Annotated in this window: 16 protein-coding genes; 15 read left to right on the top strand and 1 reads right to left on the bottom strand. The window is 41.4% G+C overall.

The annotated features are described in order from the left end of the window. The first annotated feature begins 53 nt into the window (after positions 1–53). The 10 genes from GGD38_RS02070 to GGD38_RS02025 all read left to right on the top strand — a co-directional run bounded on the left by GGD38_RS02070 (position 54) and on the right by GGD38_RS02025 (position 12,683). On the top strand, positions 54–6,386 hold the full coding sequence (locus GGD38_RS02070; RefSeq protein WP_375299689.1) for a DUF6443 domain-containing protein: 6,333 nt from the start codon (positions 54–56) through the stop codon (positions 6,384–6,386). Next, on the top strand, positions 6,383–6,895 hold the full coding sequence (locus tag GGD38_RS02065; protein ID WP_375299690.1) for a hypothetical protein: 513 nt from the start codon (positions 6,383–6,385) through the stop codon (positions 6,893–6,895). Before GGD38_RS02070 ends, GGD38_RS02065 begins: the two co-directional genes overlap by 4 nt. Positions 6,896–7,140: 245 nt before the next feature. After that, positions 7,141–7,755, top strand: coding sequence for a transposase (locus tag GGD38_RS02060; protein WP_375299691.1), 615 nt, complete (start codon positions 7,141–7,143; stop codon positions 7,753–7,755). Further along, entirely contained in the window at positions 7,748–8,038 is a 291-nt protein-coding gene (locus GGD38_RS02055) for a transposase (protein ID WP_375299692.1), read from the top strand. Before GGD38_RS02060 ends, GGD38_RS02055 begins: the two co-directional genes overlap by 8 nt. A gap of 72 nt (positions 8,039–8,110) precedes the next feature. Continuing rightward, complete coding sequence (locus GGD38_RS02050) at positions 8,111–8,455, top strand: transposase (RefSeq protein ID WP_375299693.1); 345 nt, start codon at positions 8,111–8,113, stop codon at positions 8,453–8,455. After that, positions 8,452–8,832 (top strand): IS66 family insertion sequence element accessory protein TnpB, encoded by a 381-nt coding sequence (tnpB, locus tag GGD38_RS02045; protein WP_375299694.1) that lies wholly within the window; start codon positions 8,452–8,454, stop codon positions 8,830–8,832. Before GGD38_RS02050 ends, tnpB begins: the two co-directional genes overlap by 4 nt. Before the next feature lie 159 nt (positions 8,833–8,991). After that, a complete protein-coding gene (locus GGD38_RS02040; RefSeq protein WP_375299695.1) occupies positions 8,992–9,879 on the top strand; it encodes a transposase in 888 nt (295 codons plus the stop codon). Between the two features lie 454 nt (positions 9,880–10,333). Beyond that, positions 10,334–11,572 carry a group II intron reverse transcriptase/maturase gene (ltrA, locus tag GGD38_RS02035; RefSeq protein ID WP_375299696.1) on the top strand — a complete coding sequence of 413 codons (1,239 nt, stop codon included), beginning with the start codon at positions 10,334–10,336 and terminating at the stop codon, positions 11,570–11,572. 23 nt (positions 11,573–11,595) lie between these two features. After that, a complete protein-coding gene (locus GGD38_RS02030; protein WP_375299697.1) occupies positions 11,596–12,453 on the top strand; it encodes an IS66 family transposase in 858 nt (285 codons plus the stop codon). An 11-nt stretch (positions 12,454–12,464) separates the two neighbouring features. Continuing rightward, entirely contained in the window at positions 12,465–12,683 is a 219-nt protein-coding gene (locus GGD38_RS02025; protein WP_375303806.1) for a transposase, read from the top strand. On the opposite strand, the gene GGD38_RS02020 is transcribed toward GGD38_RS02025, so the two are convergent. After that, positions 12,632–12,799, bottom strand: coding sequence for a hypothetical protein (locus GGD38_RS02020; RefSeq protein ID WP_375299698.1), 168 nt, complete (start codon positions 12,797–12,799; stop codon positions 12,632–12,634). The genes GGD38_RS02025 and GGD38_RS02020 overlap by 52 nt on opposite strands. A 1,070-nt stretch (positions 12,800–13,869) precedes the next feature. Here GGD38_RS02020 and GGD38_RS02015 point away from each other — a divergent pair. The 5 genes from GGD38_RS02015 to GGD38_RS01995 all read left to right on the top strand — a co-directional run bounded on the left by GGD38_RS02015 (position 13,870) and on the right by GGD38_RS01995 (position 19,400). Further along, positions 13,870–14,292: a hypothetical protein gene (locus GGD38_RS02015; RefSeq protein WP_375299699.1), complete on the top strand. Its 423-nt coding sequence runs from the start codon at positions 13,870–13,872 to the stop codon at positions 14,290–14,292. A 149-nt stretch (positions 14,293–14,441) separates the two neighbouring features. Then, on the top strand, positions 14,442–15,038 hold the full coding sequence (locus GGD38_RS02010; RefSeq protein ID WP_375299700.1) for a hypothetical protein: 597 nt from the start codon (positions 14,442–14,444) through the stop codon (positions 15,036–15,038). An 81-nt stretch (positions 15,039–15,119) separates the two neighbouring features. After that, a complete protein-coding gene (locus GGD38_RS02005; protein WP_375299701.1) occupies positions 15,120–15,656 on the top strand; it encodes a hypothetical protein in 537 nt (178 codons plus the stop codon). A 439-nt stretch (positions 15,657–16,095) separates the two neighbouring features. After that, on the top strand, positions 16,096–18,297 hold the full coding sequence (locus GGD38_RS02000; protein ID WP_375299702.1) for a hypothetical protein: 2,202 nt from the start codon (positions 16,096–16,098) through the stop codon (positions 18,295–18,297). A gap of 14 nt (positions 18,298–18,311) precedes the next feature. Further along, complete coding sequence (locus GGD38_RS01995; protein WP_375303765.1) at positions 18,312–19,400, top strand: hypothetical protein; 1,089 nt, start codon at positions 18,312–18,314, stop codon at positions 19,398–19,400. Position 19,401: the final 1 nt, after the last annotated feature.

Raw genomic sequence — 19,401 nt, 5'->3', positions numbered from 1 at the left:
ATGCTTTAATGCTTCAAAACGTCATATTGAAAGTAGACTAAAAAATAGCTCCTATGCTTACTGCTTTAAGTAGATCGATACTGCATAAATATATGCCGGCATTCCTGTTTGTTGTAGTGGTGTTTTCAGGTCTTGCCGCAAAAGGCCAGTGTTACCCGAATTATTCTGTGAACAAGCTATACCCATCGGGCGCTTTGTGTTCACCACAAAATATAGTGATTGAGGCGCGGTACAACGCTACACCCGGGGAATATCTATATGGCGAATTTCATTGGTATCACTCTTCGTCAGACGCTACGCCGTTTCAAACCTCCTATATAGCGAGCGATGAAATATTGTACGGGCAGATAAGCTTTTATGCCACTGATGGCGCAGAGGTATGGGTTAGTTATTACGATTATAATACAGGTTGCGAATCGTCGCGGCAGCTCTATACGGCCAGCTTCCTTACCCTGCCGGTTATATCACAAACTTATGCGCGTTTTTGTGGTATGGACAATGTGGCGCGGATGCAGGTTACCTGCAACGTCAGCGGAGTTTCTTATTATCTGTATCAATTAATAAATGGTAATTATCAGATAGTTGGCTACAGTAGCAACGGTTATTTTGAGATAGAAGATTTCAATATGACCGTTCAGGACAATTATTATGTAAAACCAATTCAGCCTGGTGGTTGTTCAGTGAACTATTATCATCTTTATTTTGACAGTCCCAGCCCGAACCCGCCTACTATAACCAGCAACACTGCAGGGTGTGAAGGAACTGGTATTGAATTATCGGCAAGTGGCAGTACCTGGATCTATCAATGGTACGATGGTAGCGGCAATGTGTTGTACGAGGGACCGCGATATATCACGCCGGCTTCGCTTGGAGCCGGACAATATTCTTACCAGGTAAGTGCGCTTAGTTATGGAGGGTGCATTAGCAATCCTGCTACCTTTACAATTACAGTAAATCCCAAACCGGTAAGCGGAACTATTTTGGCAAGTGCTGCAACTGTATATGTTGACCAGCCGGTAACTATTGCCAGCCAGAGTGGAACCGGTGAGCCGCATTATTGGGCCAGCAGCGATGGCGGGGCCAACTGGAATGTTTTCCAGGATGCGCATGCAGGCGAATATTCCTTTACTTATGCATCTAATACCGTTGGTACATACCGTTTTCATTTGCGTAATAAAACCAGCTGCGGCTTTTGCTGGGATGTAGCAGGGGGCTGTACCGATTTCCCATATGTAGATGTGAATGTAATCCCTTATCCTGCCATACAGATAGGCGCTATATCGCCCGCCTATCAGATCATTACCTATAATACCACAGCAGCAACGTTATCGGTAAACGGGGTTAGCGGCGGAGATGGCACCTATACCTACCAGTGGGAGCGTTCAGAGACCCCTGCTTTTGCCAACCCGGCACTTATTGGAGCCGCGACAGGCGCTACCTATACACCTTCCGGTTTAACATCGGGCGGTTACTATCGATTAGTAGTAACAAGCCATGGTGTAAAAGCCTATAGCCAGGTGGCCCGGGTAGATGTATATCCTAAATTAGAACCTAATTCAATTTTGCCCTACAAATATACCGTTCCAGCCGGATCAACACCGGGTAAATTAACGGCAGGGCCGGCCACTGGAGGCGGATGCAATAGTAACTACCAATACCAATGGCAGATCTCGAATGACGGCGTTACGTTTACAGATATTGCCGGTGTGAATGCGCAGGGGTTGACCTATGAACCCAATCCGGTTACAACTACTACTTATTTCAGGCGACGCGTACACTGCGGTACTGAAGATGCCTATACAAACGTTTGCACCATAAACATTGGCGTTATCGATGTTGAAAATCTTAATTACATCCGTACCAGATCTTTCGTTCGTAGCGGTGTAACCGATCCGCAAGCCGCAGCCGGTATAGTGCCTATTGCAGAAGTAAAGCAGGTGACCGATTATTTCGACGGCCTTGGCCGCCTTATGCAAACAGTTTCCATGCAAGCCGGTAAAAACGAGCAGGACCTGGTTGTGCCGGTTACCTATGACCAATACGGCCGGCAACCCATCAGTTGGTTGCCCTATGTTGCATCGGCCAGTAATGGAAATTATAAACCCAATGCTTTGGGCGATTTAAATGGTTTTCATAAAGTGATAAATGGCAATGAGTCTTTTTATTATGGCAAAACAATTTTTGAACCTTCGCCATTGAACCGGGTGCAAAAAGTTGCAGCAGCAGGTGATAACTGGGCAGGCAGCGACAGGGGCGTTGAAAATCAATATAGGATCAACACCGCCGTCGATGATGTAAAAATCTGGAGCGTAAAGGATGTAACCGACGACTGGGGAACCTATAATATCGATGGGGTATATCCCGAAGGAGAACTGTTTAAAATCATAACCGTAGATGAAAAGGGCCACCAGGTAATAGAGCTTCGTAATAAGGAAGACAAACTTATATTGAAAAAAGTACAGCTAACGGCTGCTGCCGATGACGGCCGGGGCAGTGGCTACCCAGGCTGGCTAAGTACCTATTACATTTATGACGATTTTAATTCGCTCAGGGCTGTTATTCAACCGGCTGGAGTCGACCTGCTCACCCAAAACAACTGGGATATCACGTCGTTGAATGGAAATATTTTAAATGAACAATGTTTCAGGTATCTATACGACGAACGCAAACGGGTCATCCGTAAAAAAGATCCGGGAAGCGGCGAAATAGCTATGGTCTATGATATTCGCGACCGCCTGGTATTTACCCAGGATGCGAATCAGCGCCCCAATAATCAATGGCTGGGTATATTATACGATACCCGCAATCGCCAGGTAATAACCGGATTAATGACCTGGACAGGTTTGCCTGCTTCATTACAACAAACTGTTACTTCTCAAACATCGAATGGCCTGCCGTATGATCTGCCTTTACAGGACCCGAACACCGAGGGCATTTACCAGGCAACGAATAGTATTACGCTTAATGAGGGTTTTACAACAGCTACCGATAAGAATTTTACCGCAGAAATAGTAAGTGCCGGAACAACAACCAGTAGCGCGAATGTAAACAATCCAATTCCCAACGGAGCAGGATTTACTCTTCTTACTCAAACAGGGTACGATACGTATGCTACCATTCCATCAGCAAGCGGTGTTACCGGCGATCTGGATGCCACTTACACCGGCAGTAATTATCTGAATACTGCATATAACAGTTTTCCCTATGCCGATCCTGTAATACAAAGCAGGCAGACCAACGGGCGCGTTACGTGGACGCAGGCAAAAGTGTTGGGTACAGCCAGTCAGTATCTGTATACTGTAAACATATACGATGAAAAGGGAAGAGTGATACAGGCGAAAAGCACTAACCTCACAGGTGGAACGGATATTATTACCAATCAATACACCTTCAGTGATCAGCCGCTTGTTTCTGTACAAAAACAGCAGAAAGCAGGCAGCGCCAATGCCCAAACCCATATCGTTGTTACAAAAATAACCTATAACAACCTGGCACAGGAAACCGCTGTTACAAGATCAGTGAACAGTACCATAAACAATGTAGCAGTAAATAAACCAGATCTGGAAATTGTAACCAATGAGTATGATGAGCTGGGCCGCCTCAAGATAAAGAATATAGGTAAAAAGAAAGATGCCAGCGGTACTGGTTACACAACCGATCCTGTTCAAACGCTTACTTATGATTACAATATCAGGAACTGGATATTGGGCGTTAACCGCAATTACCTGGGAGTGGAAGGACAAACAAATGACGGTATTCTTTTCGGATACGAATTGGGTTATGATAAAACTGTTAATAAAGCAGGGCAGGCCTTTAACAAAAGCGAATACAATGGAAACATAACCGGTATAATGTGGAAGAGCGATGGCGATGACATAAGGCGTAAATATGACTTTACCTATGATGCAGCCAACCGCCTGTTACGTGGTGATTTCATACAGCAAAATGCCGACGATCATCTATGGAATAATCTAAAAGTAAACTACAATATAAAAATGGGCGATGGCATACATGCCGACCAGGCCTATGACGCCAATGGTAACATAAAACGAATGCAGCAATGGGGATTGAAGGTTACCACCAGCCCTCAGATTGACGATATGTTGTACAGTTATTACAGGAATGGTAATAAATTAAGCGCCATAGCAGAGCAGGGGGCAGCTGCCACCGATCATAAGCTGGGCGATTTTACCGACAACAATACCACTGGTAACGACTATGGGTACGATGCAAATGGTAATATGGTCACCGATAAAAATAAACGCATCAACGGACAGGCCACAGATGTAACCAATGCAGGCGCTATTACTTATAATTATATGAACTTGCCGCAACAGATTGCGGTGCATGACGCTAATAATATCGATAAAGGCATTATTAAATATGTGTATGATGCTTTAGGTAATAAGCTGCAGAAAATTGTTACTGAAAAGAATGTGACGATAACTTATGATAATAGTCCTTTTACAGGCGATGTTACTACTACCACCACCTATTTAGGCGGGTTTGTATATGAAAGTAAAGCGTATAACCATGCTGACTTAACAGGCCTGCAGTATACCGACAAACTGCAGTTTGAGAGTAATGGTGATGGCCGCCTGCGCTATCTTGAAGCGTCGGCAACAAAGCAGGCACATTACGAGTATGACTATTTTATAAAAGATCACCTGGGTAATGTACGCATGGTGCTTACTGAAGAACAAAAGCAGGATATTTATCCCGCTGCTACGCTCGAAGGAAACCCTGACAATGCTAACGATGCGGTTTATACTGAAAAGCAGTTTTATAATATAGATCAGGATAAAATAGTAGATAAATCGGTGGCAACCGGTATAACTGATTATAAAAACAAAAATGGCGGTCCTGCGGCTACAGATCAACCGGTTAATACTAATTGTTACAGCGACGTGACGGCCAATAGTCACAAACTGTATAGGTTAAAAGCCGATGGTGGAGTAGGTGTAACGGGATTGGGTATAACCCTTAAGGTAATGAGTGGCGACAAAATAGATATTTATGGAAAGTCGTATTATTTCGATAACAATACCAATGGCGCTAATTACAATGTGCCGGTAATCGATCTGCTAACCGGGTTGTTGGGAGCACCTACAGGGGCAACTGCCGGTAAAGCAGTATCTGCCCAAACCCTCAACGGTACAACAGATATCTATAATGGGTTGAATGGGTTTCTTACGAACCCTAACCGCGGAAGTGGAGGAACAAAGCCCAGGGCATATGTTAATTGGATCCTGTTTGATGAGAATTTTAAATATGTAAACGGCAGTTTTCAAAGAGTAGATCAACCCAATCAGGTGGAAGATCGTATCCTGCCCGATATTCCGGTCACAAAAAATGGATATCTTTACGTGTATGTAAGCAATGAAAGCCCGGTGCCGGTTTATTTCGACAACCTGCAGGTGATCCATTCACACGGGGCGCTGGAGGAAGAAACACATTATTATCCATTTGGATTGGTAATGATGGGGATTAGTAGTAAGGCAGCTGGTAATTTGGATAATAAATTCAAGTTTAATGGAATTGAGCTTAATAATGACTTAGGGATTGAACAATATGATGCATTTTACAGAAATTATAATCCACAGATTGGAAGATGGTATCAAACGGACCCAAAGCCGACTGATATGGAGAGTTTGTACGCTGGAATGGGGAACAATCCAATTGTAAAAAATGATTTATTGGGTGATACCAGTATTTTTCACAGTTCAGCCGGAGAACAAATACAACGAATTGATGATGGAAGTAAAAAAAACACCGTAACGGTAATACCAGAGGACCGACAAAAAGGATTCAATCTTATTGTCAATTCAAGTGGTGTAAAAGACTTTTATAAAGATGCCAATGGTAAATTTGATAAGAGCGCATTTGCGGCAGCTCTTCGAGGAATTGGTATTACTTACGATTACAATAGCTATTTTACATACTTTGACAAGAATTCCAAGGATTTATATACCGACGATACATATGAGACAATTGATAATAAGGGTCCTTTGTATCTTGAACACATGTCAAGCGTTAAAATAGTCGATGGTAATATGGGAATAGTTCCCGGGACTGACAATCCAGGTGGCCCCTTCTTAAGTTCAACAAGTGGTCAAGGTGATGGATTTATACACCTCCATCCAAACGAAGGCAGGAAATTTATGGGGCCAGTTGGAGAATGGAGGGCTGAGTTTAGATCATTAAAAGGAAAACCTTCGCTTGGAGACGTCACAGGTGACATTAGTAATTCGGCACAAAGTGCCGGTACGGCAAAGTTTGATATTGTAGTCAACAAAACTACTGTTTATCTTTATCGTCATGGTGCTGTCGTTATATCAATTTCTAGAAATGGAACAAGTAGTAAAAACCCTGATTCAATAAAATGACAAAATATATATATAGTTTATTGTTTATGATTGGGAGCTTCTCCAATTGTACAGGAAAGAAACAAGGTAAAGTCAACAAAAATGATCAAATATCTAGTCTTGATAGTATAAAATGGTTTATGTATGCATTAAACAATTACGGTAAAATACAAGCTAAAGACAGTTTTTCCCGGAATGTTGAAATGCCAGTTGTTTCTTTCGATATTAAACTGTCATCTCAATATAATAGCAATGATACCGTAGCTTATGGATTTGAGTTTGTTAAAGCAGGGTATCATAGTGTTTGGGTGGACAAGACTATACCAGTTATGGGCATCGGTCTCTATGGCGGCAATAAATATTTTCTAGATTTTCCGCATATATCACCTGATTTTGCCGGGCACCCAGATTCTATACGGTTGTATATGGAAGGAGCAGATAAATCTTTCCGGAATTATTTACAGACTTATAAAGGAGACATTGCACCTTGGCTGAAAGAACAAATAGAGAAAAGACAGATAAAACGATAGCAGATAGAGATAACCTTCAGTCATGGTACTGATAACTTTTAGTAAGTGAACAGTTGGGAAAAATGAAAAATGTTTTTGTTAATTTGTCTACCTAGGACATGTTAATACAGGAAGTTTTTTTTGAAAAAGGCAGGATTAGTTGAGTAGGTAGTATAAAATTCTTTGTGTAACTGTTATTAAGTAACTGTATTAGGGGGGCGGCGCAAAAATTGGCCCCGCTTTTTTATTACCTTTAATACAGATTTATGGACAAAGAACAATCAAAAATCCCCAAGGACTTTTTTAAGCAATTCAAGAGCAAGGAAGACTTTCAATCTTTTTTTAGCGAACTCTACAAGCAGGGTGTTGAAGAGATGCTCAAAGGTGAGCTTGATGAACACCTCGGCTATGAGAAACACAGCAAAGAAGGCCACAACACCAGCAACAGCCGTAATGGCTCCTATCCCAAAAAAGTAAAGACAGAAACGTTAGGTGACCTGGTATTGAATATCCCCCGGGATCGTAAAAGCGATTTTGAGCCACAAATCATTCCCAAAGGCCAGCGCATGAGCGATAAGCTGGAGGAAGCCGTCATTGGCATGTATAGCCGCGGCATGACTACTTCCGACATAAGCGAGCAGGTTAGGCAAGTATATGGGGTTGATGTTAGTGAGGGAACCGTTTCCAATGTCACCAATAAGGTTATTGAGCATGTAAAAGAATGGCAGAACAGGCCACTAGAGCAGGTTTACTTTACCGTTTGGATGGACGGTATTGTACTGAAAGTAAAACAGAATAATAAATACATCAACAAGTGCATTACCTGGTCATTGGCCTTAGAAAGGTGGCCTCAAGGAGATTCTAGGTATGTGGATGGCTGAAACGGAATCAGCCTCCTTTTGGATGAGCGTATTAACTGACCTGAAAGCACGGGGCGTAGAGGATATCCTGATTGCCTGCACCGATAACCTCAAAGGCTTTACCGACGCTATTAAGGGCGTCTTCCCGCAAACGGTTACCCAACTTTGCATTGTGCACCAGATCCGCAATAGCTGCAAATACGTGGTCAGGAAAGATCGCAAGGTATTTTGTGCCGACCTGAAAGAAGTTTATGCTGCTCCTAATAGGGATGTTGCTGAGCATGCTCTGGCTGGCTTTGCGTAAACGCCCGAGTAACTACCCATCCCAAAAGATGCTATTAAGGTATAGCTTTACGCTCTTTGAAAATGGTTCAATATGGAACAAATCCAACAAGAGTCGTATAAAAAGAAGCGCACATACCGATCAGCAGAACAAATAGAGAAATGCCTGAACGACCAGGCGCAAAGCGGCCTAACAATAAAGGCATACTGCGAGGCAAATGGCATTAATGAAAAGAACTTTTATCGGTGGACCGAAAAGTATCGCGGTCGGAAGGTAAAGCGGCGTAAAAGAAGCCAAGCTGCTGCGGCAGGGTTTGCCAAAATAGAATTACTCCAGTGCGATACGACTAATAACCAACCTGCTCTTTTTGCCGAAATAGGCAGTCTCCGTATTTATAAAGAAGTGCCAGTCGAATATCTAAAAGCGCTGCTATCATGAGTAAGTTGTTTTCGGTTCAGGAGACCGTGAATTATTATTTATATCGCAGGCCGGTAAAGATGTCTAAGTCATTCGATAGCCTCGCGGCATTAGTACGAACAGAGCTGGATAGAGATATCGTTAACGGAGACGTGTTTATATTTTTGAACCGTAATCGAACTATGATAAAGGTGCTGGTGTATGAAAAGAAAGGCTTCAGTAAATTTTACAGAAGGCTTGACGAAGGCTCTTTTGTATTGCCAGCCATTACCAGTGACCAGGTAGGTTATAAAATGAGTACTGAGCAAATCATGTCCATGCTCAGTGGCATGACCCTGGAAGCCGGCGGTTATATTAAAGCTGGTAAATATGAGCCATTGCTAGGCGCTCAGGCCTGAGTAACTCACATATGTGAAAAACTAAATTGATACCTACAATAGTCAAACGTAGTTGTATGCTTGTTTCTATATAAGCAATCATCAACAACGTATCTTTTGCTTATTACACCGGAACATCAGGCATTACAGGATAAATACCAGCAGCTGCTATTGAGAAGCATGCAGTTCGATGCCATCATTAAGCAAAAAGATGAAGTTATACAGCAACTGAAAAATGAAATTACTCCACTCAAAAATGCTGTAGAACAACTGATAGCAGAAGTTAAGCTACAAAGAGAAGAAAATGCCTCCCTGCTAAATATCATTAAGGAAAAAGATAAACGGCTTCAAAAGTTGGAACTGATCGAATACCAGTATCAGCAGTTAACCAAATTGGTCTACAGTCGCAGCAGTGAAAGATCTTCTGTTATTATGCCTGGTCAACTTCAATTAGGAATAAATGCCGACATTGTAGAGGTATGCAATATCAACGATGGTCAAAAGGTAGAGTCCTATACAAAATTAAAATCTGAAAAGAAGAAGCATCCAGGCCGAAATGAAATACCCACTCACATTGAGCGGAAGTATATTGATATGTATCCTGATAATCTTCCCCAGGACGCAGAGCACTTTGATACAATAGAAACAGAACAATTAGAATACGATCCTGCTCGGTTGTTTGCAACCGTTTATCGCAGGTTTAAGTATAAGCGTAGCACACCAAACGGTTCTACCGAGTTCTTCATAGCCAGCCTGCCTGAAGAAAAGGATAAAAGCCTGGCTGCTCCTTCACTTAAAGCTCACGTAACAACAGAAAAGTTCCTGTGGCACATGCCCATCCACCGGCAAATGCAGAAGTTTGCTCAGAGCGGGATCATTCTATCTGAGAATACAATAGGTGACTGGATCAACGGCACCTGTCGCAGCCTTACTGCCATCTATGACGCCCTGCGGGAAAATATCATTAAGCCTGCTTGTGGTTACATGATGGCCGATGAAACAGTGTGCCTTGAAGCAACCTTAAAAAGGTTGTATGCTGTAAGATCGATGGTGGCAGATCCACCGTAGGCGATGACAGACATAGCCTACAAACCACCTTTTGGTGCTTGCATTGAAAGATGCAGGTACTGAACGAAAAGGAAAAAGCAGAGAAAATCTGTTAGGTATGATTTGATGAGCTGAACGAAAGTGAACTGTTATTTAAAGCATCGATATAGCCGATCTTGTCGAAATCATGCAACATGTTTCTTGGATGAGAATAAAACTTAGTGACTGTAATCTGATGTTGACTAAGTGACAAGCGGTGCATAGACAGCAGGACATCAAATCGGGCGATCTTACGGAACAAGGGAACTTGCATAAGTATGCAAAGGGAAATGTTCAAGCGGAACTACCGCAAGGCAGAATACCAAGGACTTGTGCAGGGGCGGACTAAGTTGTAGTACTGTTGAAACCTTTGTAATGAAGGTGGAGGGAAGGGCTTAGCCGATTCAGTTTTTAATAACCAACAACTGTAACAAGGATGATTGATTATTACGAAACAAAGCAGCACCCGATAACTAAGAAAATGGTATTGGATGCTTACAAGGTTGTAAGGGCGAACAAAGGAAGTGCAGGAGTAGACGATGAAAGCTTAGACGAGTTTGCAACAAATGCTACGGGCAATCTTTATAAGCTATGGAATCGTTTAACATCTGGCAGCTACCACCCGCCTGCGGTTAAAGAGGTCGCCATTCCTAAAAGATCAAAGGGCATTCGGTATTTAGGTATTCCCTCAGTGTCTGATCGCATCGCACAGCAAGTGGTAAAAAGCTACATCGAACCGAAAATTGAAATTCATTTCCATGAAAATAGTTACGGTTATCGTCCCAGGAAAAGTGCACATCACGCACTTCGACAGACGACGGTTAATTGCAGCTATTATGGTTGGGCAGTGGATCTAGATATCAAAAGTTTCTTTGATAGTATTGATCATGAATTGTTGATGAAGGCGATTAGGTGTTTTGTTAATGACAAATGGGTGTTGATGTACATTGAAAGATGGTTGAAGGCAGGAGTATCTCGTGACGGAGTAATCTACGCCAGAGAAAAAGGAACGCCGCAGGGGGGAGTCATTAGTCCTATTCTTGCTAACGTGTTCATGCATTTTGTCTTTGACAAATGGATGGAAAAGAATCATCCGAATATGCCTTTTGAAAGATACTGTGATGATGCAATCATACATTGTACAACAGAGAGGCAGGCATCATTTATTAAATCAGTTGTTGCAAAGAGACTAGCTCAGTGCAAACTCGAATTGAATGATGCGAAAACTCACATTGTCTATTGCAGAAATCATGTGCATCGCGAATATTATCCGAATACTCGGGCAAAGTTTGACTTTTTGGGATACACTTTCAGGCCAATCCGATTTAAATCACAAGAACAATGGAAGTTTTCTTTTCTACCGTGTATGAGCGAAAGTTCAAAGAACGAAGTCAGAATAACATTACGAAAACTAATTGTTCGAGGGATGAGATACTCCATTGAGCAAATTGCAGAAGTTCTGAATCCAAAGATCCGTGGATGGTATCAATACTATCATAAGTTCACAACATGGACTACGAGAGGTTTATGGTATTGGCTCAATCAGAAGCTGGCGAACTGGATAAAGAATTATCGAAGGACCAGTATTAAGAAAGCAAGAGACTTAATGGTGCGGATGTATGAAACACGACCTCATTTATTTGCGCACTGGGTAAATGTTCGACCATATCGCTAGTAATGCTGAATCGGAAGAGCCGTATGAGTGGAGACGCTCAAGTACGGTTCTGTGAGAGGCTTGGGCTGAAATGCCCTTGCCTACTCGACAGAATAGATGTTCTTGATAGCGAAAAGGTAAAGGGTAAAAAATCACATCTGGGTTGGATGTGGAGCTATTGCAATCCAGTGGATCGGTTGGTCTTCTTCGAATATCATAAAGGGAGAGGAAACAAAGATGCCAGACCAGTATTACAGAACTATAAAGGCTATCTACATAGTGACGGGTTTAGCGTTTATAAGCATTTTGGAAGCCAATCAGGCGTAACCCACATCTGCTGTAATGCACACGCCAGAAGAAAGTTCCATGAAGCTAAGTTAACTGATAGATCCAGAGCAGAACACGCCTTAATGCTATATAGCAGCCTATACGGCATCGAAAGCTACTGCAAAGAACAAAATCTTAGCTTCGATCAACGATTTAAAATACGCCAAGAGAAATCCGTCCCAATCTTTGATGAGTTGGCTGGCTGGGTAAAGGAACAGATACCCAGGTTAACAACATTACGAAGTCCGATAGGCAAAGCACTGGCTTACTTTTCTGAAAGAGAGAAGCAACTCGGCATGTTCCTGCATGACGGTATGCTACTAATGGATACTAATCTTATCGAGAACGCCATACGGCCCATCGCCTTAGGTCGAAACAACTTCCTTTTTGCAGGATCACATGATGCTGCACAAAATGCTGCGATTATATACTCACTGCTAGCCACCTGCAAGCTGCATGACGTTAATGCTTATGATTGGCTCAAGTATGTGCTTACTGCTATGCCTACCTTCCCTGCGAGCAGAATAAAAGAGCTGCTGCCTCATAACTGGAAAGGATCTACAATCGAGCTATAACATCCAAATGAATACTCCTTCGATCGGCAGATGAGTTTTATACCTGTCGTTCCCCGGGCCTTTACGGCTTTGCTGCTAAATGGGAACAAAAATACAAGCATGCGATCCTGTCATGGAAAACCAACTGGGATAATCTGACCAGCTATTTTGATTTTCCAATGGAGATCCGGAAAATCATTTATACCACCAATACGATCGAAAATGTGAACCGGGCATCAGGAAGTACATAAAAACCAAAGTACAATTTGTTGATGATATGGCTGCGCAAAAAGCGGTTTACCTGGCGCTCATGAACATTGAAAAGAAGTGGAATGCTACCCTCCATAATTGGGGGCTTATTCTTCATCAGTTCTTAACTATCTTTGAAAACAGATGCCGCCTCTAATGCAGTTACTTGCGCCTATTTACACAAAGTGTTTTATACTCTCGTTGAGTAAGGCATTAAACAGTCAAGTACATGCGTTTACTTTTTCAATAAATTAGTATTCGAATATTCTGCCCATCCAATCCTCGAAAAATGTTATTATTATTAAAGAACTCGTATTGACTTTATACACTTTTTACTATTTGACTATAATGTTAATATCAACTAGCGAGCGTATTTTGTCATTATCATATTATTGTTTTAAACGCTTTTAATAACGAGACTGTATATTGACTGGGCGACTAAGATTTAAATTTGTGAAAATGCTTTTGGTATTACCCTTTAATGAAATCACTCTCATGATCCAAATGCTTCCGAAGGTTGCTGTTATTATTTGAAACCTAAACCATTTTTTAGAAAAAATGATAAATTTGAAATCACCGGTTTTATTGTGTCAAATGAAGCAAAAATGAGTAAGAAACTCCGTTTTTAATCGACTATTTCTGTACAACTCTTTGAGTAAAGATTGATTATCATTGCATTATTGGGATCAAGGCTTTAAGTTCCATTTCGGTTAAATTTAGCTTAGCTATTCGGGTTCCGGATATTCTTTAACTGAGCATTTTTACGTTTTTGACTTATCTGGTGAAAGGCATATTCGTTATAGGACTGAGATTTCGTAATCATATTCCAAATAATGACAGCCAAATTTCTGGCAATAGCAGTAATGTCATACCTCCTTCGCCAAAATCATAATGACCCTGTCCATATTTTGCTGTGCCGCCCAGGCCAGTATGTGTCATAATATTCTATGACAAAATTCAGGAAAGGTACTGGTCTGTACTTAGCCGAATTAAGGTATTACTTTGCCGAAATGAGGTTTTGCAGGTATTTTTAATGCGGGCTTGGAATTGGCTAAACCATCATACTGCTGATGTACTCATTGGAACAGCCCAAACCTTGCTACTAGCGAGTGGCCCTGTTGGTTGGGGTATTGATTTGACTTATTTTGTGGCAGATTTGGTTTCTTCAAAAATAGGTAAACAATGAGTATGAACACCGTCGAATTAACAAACGCAGAGCTGTTTAAAGATCTTACCACAGTTGTAGTGGGAAAACGGTTTTTCGATTTGCATAACGATTATGACTGTATAGATATTGAATATAAACTGGAAACAAAGTCATTGGCGTTTTTGTTTGAAGCCTGTAGGACTGGTATAGTTGAAAGGCACCTGTATCTATTGTTTGAAAATGTTACTTGTTCTACTTTCAAGCTTTTTTTTAAGAGAATCGTTGAGAGCAGCACGCTAAATAGCTTTTATAGAGGAAGGTTTATAAAGGACGATACCCTGTTCGATCATGCCCCAGATGGCGAAGCGTATTTTTATTTAGAATTTGAGGAAGGAGATTCTTTTGAATTATTTTCCAGCAAGGTTGTCCTGTTCGAAAAAGAAAGCCTAACCAGTCATGAGTGATTTTAGTAAAATGCAGATCCTTAAACGATGGTATTGTAAGAAGATTCAAAGATGATAATGCCCCCAACCGGTACTTTTAGGGTAATCTTAAAATTCGGTTCGGGACTCGCCTCATTATAGAGTCTATTGGAAAAGTAAAATCAATTTATATGTTGTCTGGAAGTATCCTAATCAGTTGTTCATTTTTATTGGTTCTAAGTTGTGCATCAAGTAGTGGGAATGAAACCAATACTGGTGGCGTTAAAAAAGACTCATTGGAAAAGACGATTGTTGAATTTAATGCATCAAGAGCATGCGATTCAACTAAACTACCGGAAACTGCATTTTCTGTTCAGGATGATAGTTTCATAGCAGGAACGCTTGAAAATGAATTGACTTGTAAGCATATTGATAATAAGTTTAAAGACGTTCAGCGGGCGTATAAAATTTCAAAGAATAAGTTTGCCGAAGGAGTGTTTGATACGGTGGTTACCTATAAGGCAGGCTGTGATACGGTATCTTATTTATCCGCAAAGCAAAATTGTTTTCCATTGTATTTGAGTATCCAGTCTGAGCGCATGGCATTAGAAAAGGGAACAATTAAAATAGGGTTAGATAAGGCAAAATTTGCAGAGCGGTTTAAGTTAGGGAAAGAACCTGGCGATGTAATAAAGATCACTGAGCTTGAATCGGCCAACGAGTTGATTTTTATATTTAGCAACAAAAAGCTGGTCCGTATTATATATAATAATCTGTACGTCGATTAAGCAATCGACGACGTCCAAAATGTAACTGGCACTCGACCGAAATTTGTACCTTACAACTAAGAGAGCTAAACGATCAGTAAAATGAATTCTAAACAGGTCAATTTTTTTCTGGCTCTGGAAGATTTACCCAGGGTAATTGCTTTTATAAATGAAAACGGTGGATCGATATATAAAGAGTATGCCGATACGAAAGATAAACCAGTCAGGTATAATCCCCTGATCAACGAGGATAGCATCTACCAGGTTTATGTTTGCAAGGAGTGGGGAACCACGATTCTATCGTTTATATATTTGGAAAATAGAAAGGAATATTATATTGAGATTGGTAAGAGTAACTGCATTCAGTTTTCTATCGGAGGATTTTATTCTTATAGTAACAAAGAGTTGCATAGGAGCAGATTTTATTTTGTTACTAAATATTATGAAGGTGATGAGCTTGTAAAGAAAGATGAGGAATTCCTTACCTGGGCTGACGATGTTCTAAAGAAGTTCAAAAAAAAGTTCCTGAGGAAGGCAAAGGAGCTGCCAAATACTTATGTGACAGCAAATTTCATTGAATGGGTAAAAAAGACGGAAGCAACAATGACGTCTGACGGAACAAAATTTGTGATTAAATAAAGTGCTGTCGCAGCTGGAATAAAATTAGAGAGCCGCAGAGTCCACTGCGGCTTTGTTATAAATCAGCATCCTAACTACCCACAGCATCCGTGAAAACACCTCAATTATCTGTTGTTTTTCACCGCTAACAACTGCTCGCTTTATCAACTCCTATAACTACATTTAATAAATACAAAGGCTAACCGCTTCAACAAGATAAAAATGAAAGAAAATAAAATATTAAAAATAAAATTATGAAAATAACATTCGATGTTATGAGCAGTATTAAAAAGAATATTTAAATTCGAAAACCTTTATAACCTAAACCAAAACCTTTTCTTATGCCATCATCTACATTGCACTGCACCAGGCGCTGCGCGCACGTTCCACTTGCCTCCACTTTTTCTTTCGACCACATTTAGTGACTGTAACATTATTATAAGTTCGTAAACCAATATGGGTGCGAAAAATACTGACCATATCAGTAATGGGCTGCTTTACGTGTGCCTGTTCAAACGCGTATGCCAACAACTGCGATACCATTCCTGTTCGTGAACGCATGCAGGCTGTACAAATATCCGGTGTAAGTAACCGGTACGATGTGTTTTATATTGGTGTGCCTGAAGCAAACATGGCCGGTGATAAGTTGGCAATATTAAAACATGATTCCCAGGTTACAGCCACGCGGGTACCACTACTTAAGGTGACTGGTAATATATTATATGATGTAAACTACCGCTCCCGTATCGATACTCCTTATGCCGAAAACGACGTGTATCAGCATACGCTTCAAACAAGGCTCGATCTGGTATATAAAGAACAATACCCATTAAGGTTGTATGTAACCACCCGCTTCAGCAATTCATCGTTATTTAGAAAATATACTGATCTTAATTTCCAGTTCAACCAGCCGGAGTTTAAACGAAACATAAAACAAAGGGCCTTGAATTCGATACAGTCGTATCTCGCGTCCAGATCAGGAAAACTGGATTCGCTGAAGCGGTTGATCGATACAAAGAAACTGGCTATTGGAGATCTCAGACAGTCTTTGCAGGCGCCAAACCTTACGCAAAAGATCGTTGAAGAGAAGGAAAAAGAACTATTAAAGAATAAAACAAAAGAGGAAACAGTAAAGGTAAGTGAGTATAAAGACAGTATTGCCGTTAAAAAACAACAACTAGATAGTTTGCTTGCCGACCTGGAAGCAGCTGAAAACCTATATAGCAAATTAAAGCTGAAAGATGAGCTCGATCTTGCAGCGATAAAAAAACAAATAGAGGGTGAAGGAGATATCCATGCGCTTGCCGGACAATTACATCAGTTAAATATACCCGATACCGTACTGCCAAAAGGCTATAAAACATTGTACAGTTTACAGTCGCTTAGTATTGGCAGAAGTACAGCCGACTATACTGAACTTTCTGTAAAGAATGTGAGCATTGCCGGTATACAGGTAGAATACAATCCCCGTTACTATTATGCGCTGGCCATTGGTAAAGTTGATTACCGGTTCAGGGATTATATTGTTCCCAATGCCGTACGTTCGAACCAGTATGTGGCATTGGCGCGGTTTGGAAAGGGAATGAAAAATGGCAATCACCTTATTTTTACTTACTATACCGGAAAGCGCCAGTTCTTTAACGCTTCCATAGCTTCTCAGCCAGGCAGTAGTATTCCCGAATATAAACTGGCTGGTATAACGCTTGAAGGGCTTTATCGCATAAATAGAAATATTACTCTTATTGGCGAGGTTGCCAAGTCAACCATGCCGTATTACAGTGTCGACAGCTTACAACGAAAAAGCTGGATGAATTCCGTTACCCGGTTCAGTGAACGAAGCAACGAAGCATTTGCGGTTAATTTGTTGTCTTATTTTCCAAGCACCCGTACCCGGTTTACCGGTAACTTTCGGTATACGGGCGCCAATTTTCAATCGTTCAGCACATTTACTACAGGGGCTTCGCAATTAAGATGGCTGGCCAGGCTTGAACAACCGCTGTTTAAAAAGCAGCTCACCATTGTATCATCCCTGCAGCAAAACGATTATAACAATACTTTTTTAACTACCGCATATAAAAGTTCATCGCTGCTGGCAAGCTTTCAGGCAACGGCAAGAATAAAGAAATGGCCGGTGCTCTCTGCAGGGTATTATCCTTCTTATCAGCTTACAAAAACAGGTGATGATCAATACGCCGAAACAAGGTATTATATCATGACGGGCAGTGTTGGCTATTATTACAATATAAACGAAACACAACTAAGCACATACGCAGTATACAGCCGGTTCTATAACAAAATGATCGATTCGGGTTTTGTGTATTATAATTCAAAGAATCTTTTACTCAGTCAGAACGTAGCCTTCAGTAAGGTTTCGTTCATGCTGAACGCTTCAGTTAGCACCAGCCCCGATTACGATATGTTCACCCTTGAAAATAATGTGCAGGTAGCTGTTAGCAGCATGCTGTCGGTTAGTGCAGGTGCAAAAATGATACAATATAGTTTGTTGCCGCAAAAGCAATGGGGATACAATGCCGGACTTACCCTGAGAATTCCACGGCTGGGTGATATTCAACTAATGACTGATAAAGGCTTTTTACCAGGCGTAAACAGGCAACTGGCCGAAAACAGGGTGGGAAGGCTTACCTATTATAAAACTTTTTAAAAACAGGAACATATATGTACAGACGATCATTATCTGTAATGCTATTGGTTCTGTTGTTTGCTTCAGCCAAAGCGCAGCTGTCGGTTTCGGTACAGGAACCGCCAGCCGGCATTGTGCAGAAAAAACAACTATGGAATCTCGCGCTGGTCTATTCCGGTAACGATCCGGTTAGTGTGATGATCGGGCTCACGCTGGTTGATATCACCGGCAACCAGCCTGTGCTTACGGCCTATACACGGCCGCTTACGCTCACCAAAGGAGTAAAGCAGATCAAAGCATCTGATATTGAACCGGTAGACTACCAGTATTTTTCGCCTGCGTTCGGCAGGCTGGGCGATGCCTTGCTCCCTATTGGAAATTTTCAGGCCTGTTACACGGTTTATACAAATGGTAAAATAGAAAGACAGGTATTATCGGAAAATTGCATTCCTGTAGAAGTACAACCGTTGAGCCCGCCCCAGCTTACAATGCCAACTGATTCAGCTGCTATACAACAACCATGGCCGCAGTTCAGCTGGTTGCCGCCTGCGCCGGTCACTTTGTTCAATGACCTGAACTATGATCTGTTGGTTACGGAAGTAAGAGGTGATCAAACTGCAGGTGCGGCCATACAGGAAAATATGCCGGTTTACAACATGCGCCGGTTAACCACGCTTGTAAATAACTATCCTTCCTCTGCAAAGCGGCTCGATACCGGCAAAGTATATGCATGGCGGGTGATAGCTAAGAATGGCGAAACCAATGCGGCGCAAAGTGAGGTATGGACATTCCGCGTGTTGCCTGAAAAACCGGAAAGGCCAACTCCCTTCAGCGGATCATATATAGAAGTAAAGCCGGGGAACGATCATGCCTCAACGGTAATCGTTTCCGATAATATGCTTGGCATCAGGTACTACTCATATGATAGTAACCATGAGTCGGAAATACGCTTCCTTGATGAGAAAGGCGAAGTGGTAAAAGAAATAAAAAGAACAATTGAATATGGTAACAATCTGATGGTGTTCAAACTAGACAACGCATTCAAAAAGGACGTTACCTATTTTATTGATATTACCGATGTGCAGATGTCGCACTACCGGGCATCCTTTAGAGTTTCAAATTAAA

Origin of the sequence: Niastella sp. OAS944 (genome assembly GCA_024809215.1) — a bacterium.
GTDB lineage: Bacteria > Bacteroidota > Bacteroidia > Chitinophagales > Chitinophagaceae > Niastella.
This window is presented reverse-complemented; position numbering and strand designations above follow the sequence as displayed.

Bases quoted from the DNA above. Each gene is read 5' to 3' on its own strand.
- GGD38_RS02065 (WP_375299690.1), top strand. From the start codon at position 6,383: ATGACAAAATATATATATAGTTTATTGTTTATGATTGGGAGCTTCTCC.
- GGD38_RS02010 (WP_375299700.1), top strand. From the start codon at position 14,442: ATGTTGTCTGGAAGTATCCTAATCAGTTGTTCATTTTTATTGGTTCTA.
- GGD38_RS01995 (WP_375303765.1), top strand. From the start codon at position 18,312: ATGTACAGACGATCATTATCTGTAATGCTATTGGTTCTGTTGTTTGCT.
- GGD38_RS02040 (WP_375299695.1), top strand. From the start codon at position 8,992: ATGCAGTTCGATGCCATCATTAAGCAAAAAGATGAAGTTATACAGCAA.
- GGD38_RS02070 (WP_375299689.1), top strand. From the start codon at position 54: ATGCTTACTGCTTTAAGTAGATCGATACTGCATAAATATATGCCGGCA.
- tnpB (WP_375299694.1), top strand. From the start codon at position 8,452: ATGAGTAAGTTGTTTTCGGTTCAGGAGACCGTGAATTATTATTTATAT.
- ltrA (WP_375299696.1), top strand. From the start codon at position 10,334: ATGATTGATTATTACGAAACAAAGCAGCACCCGATAACTAAGAAAATG.
- GGD38_RS02050 (WP_375299693.1), top strand. From the start codon at position 8,111: ATGGAACAAATCCAACAAGAGTCGTATAAAAAGAAGCGCACATACCGA.
- GGD38_RS02005 (WP_375299701.1), top strand. From the start codon at position 15,120: ATGAATTCTAAACAGGTCAATTTTTTTCTGGCTCTGGAAGATTTACCC.
- GGD38_RS02020 (WP_375299698.1), bottom strand. From the start codon at position 12,799: ATGAAGAATAAGCCCCCAATTATGGAGGGTAGCATTCCACTTCTTTTC.
- GGD38_RS02015 (WP_375299699.1), top strand. From the start codon at position 13,870: ATGAACACCGTCGAATTAACAAACGCAGAGCTGTTTAAAGATCTTACC.
- GGD38_RS02060 (WP_375299691.1), top strand. From the start codon at position 7,141: ATGGACAAAGAACAATCAAAAATCCCCAAGGACTTTTTTAAGCAATTC.
- GGD38_RS02055 (WP_375299692.1), top strand. From the start codon at position 7,748: ATGGCTGAAACGGAATCAGCCTCCTTTTGGATGAGCGTATTAACTGAC.
- GGD38_RS02030 (WP_375299697.1), top strand. From the start codon at position 11,596: ATGAGTGGAGACGCTCAAGTACGGTTCTGTGAGAGGCTTGGGCTGAAA.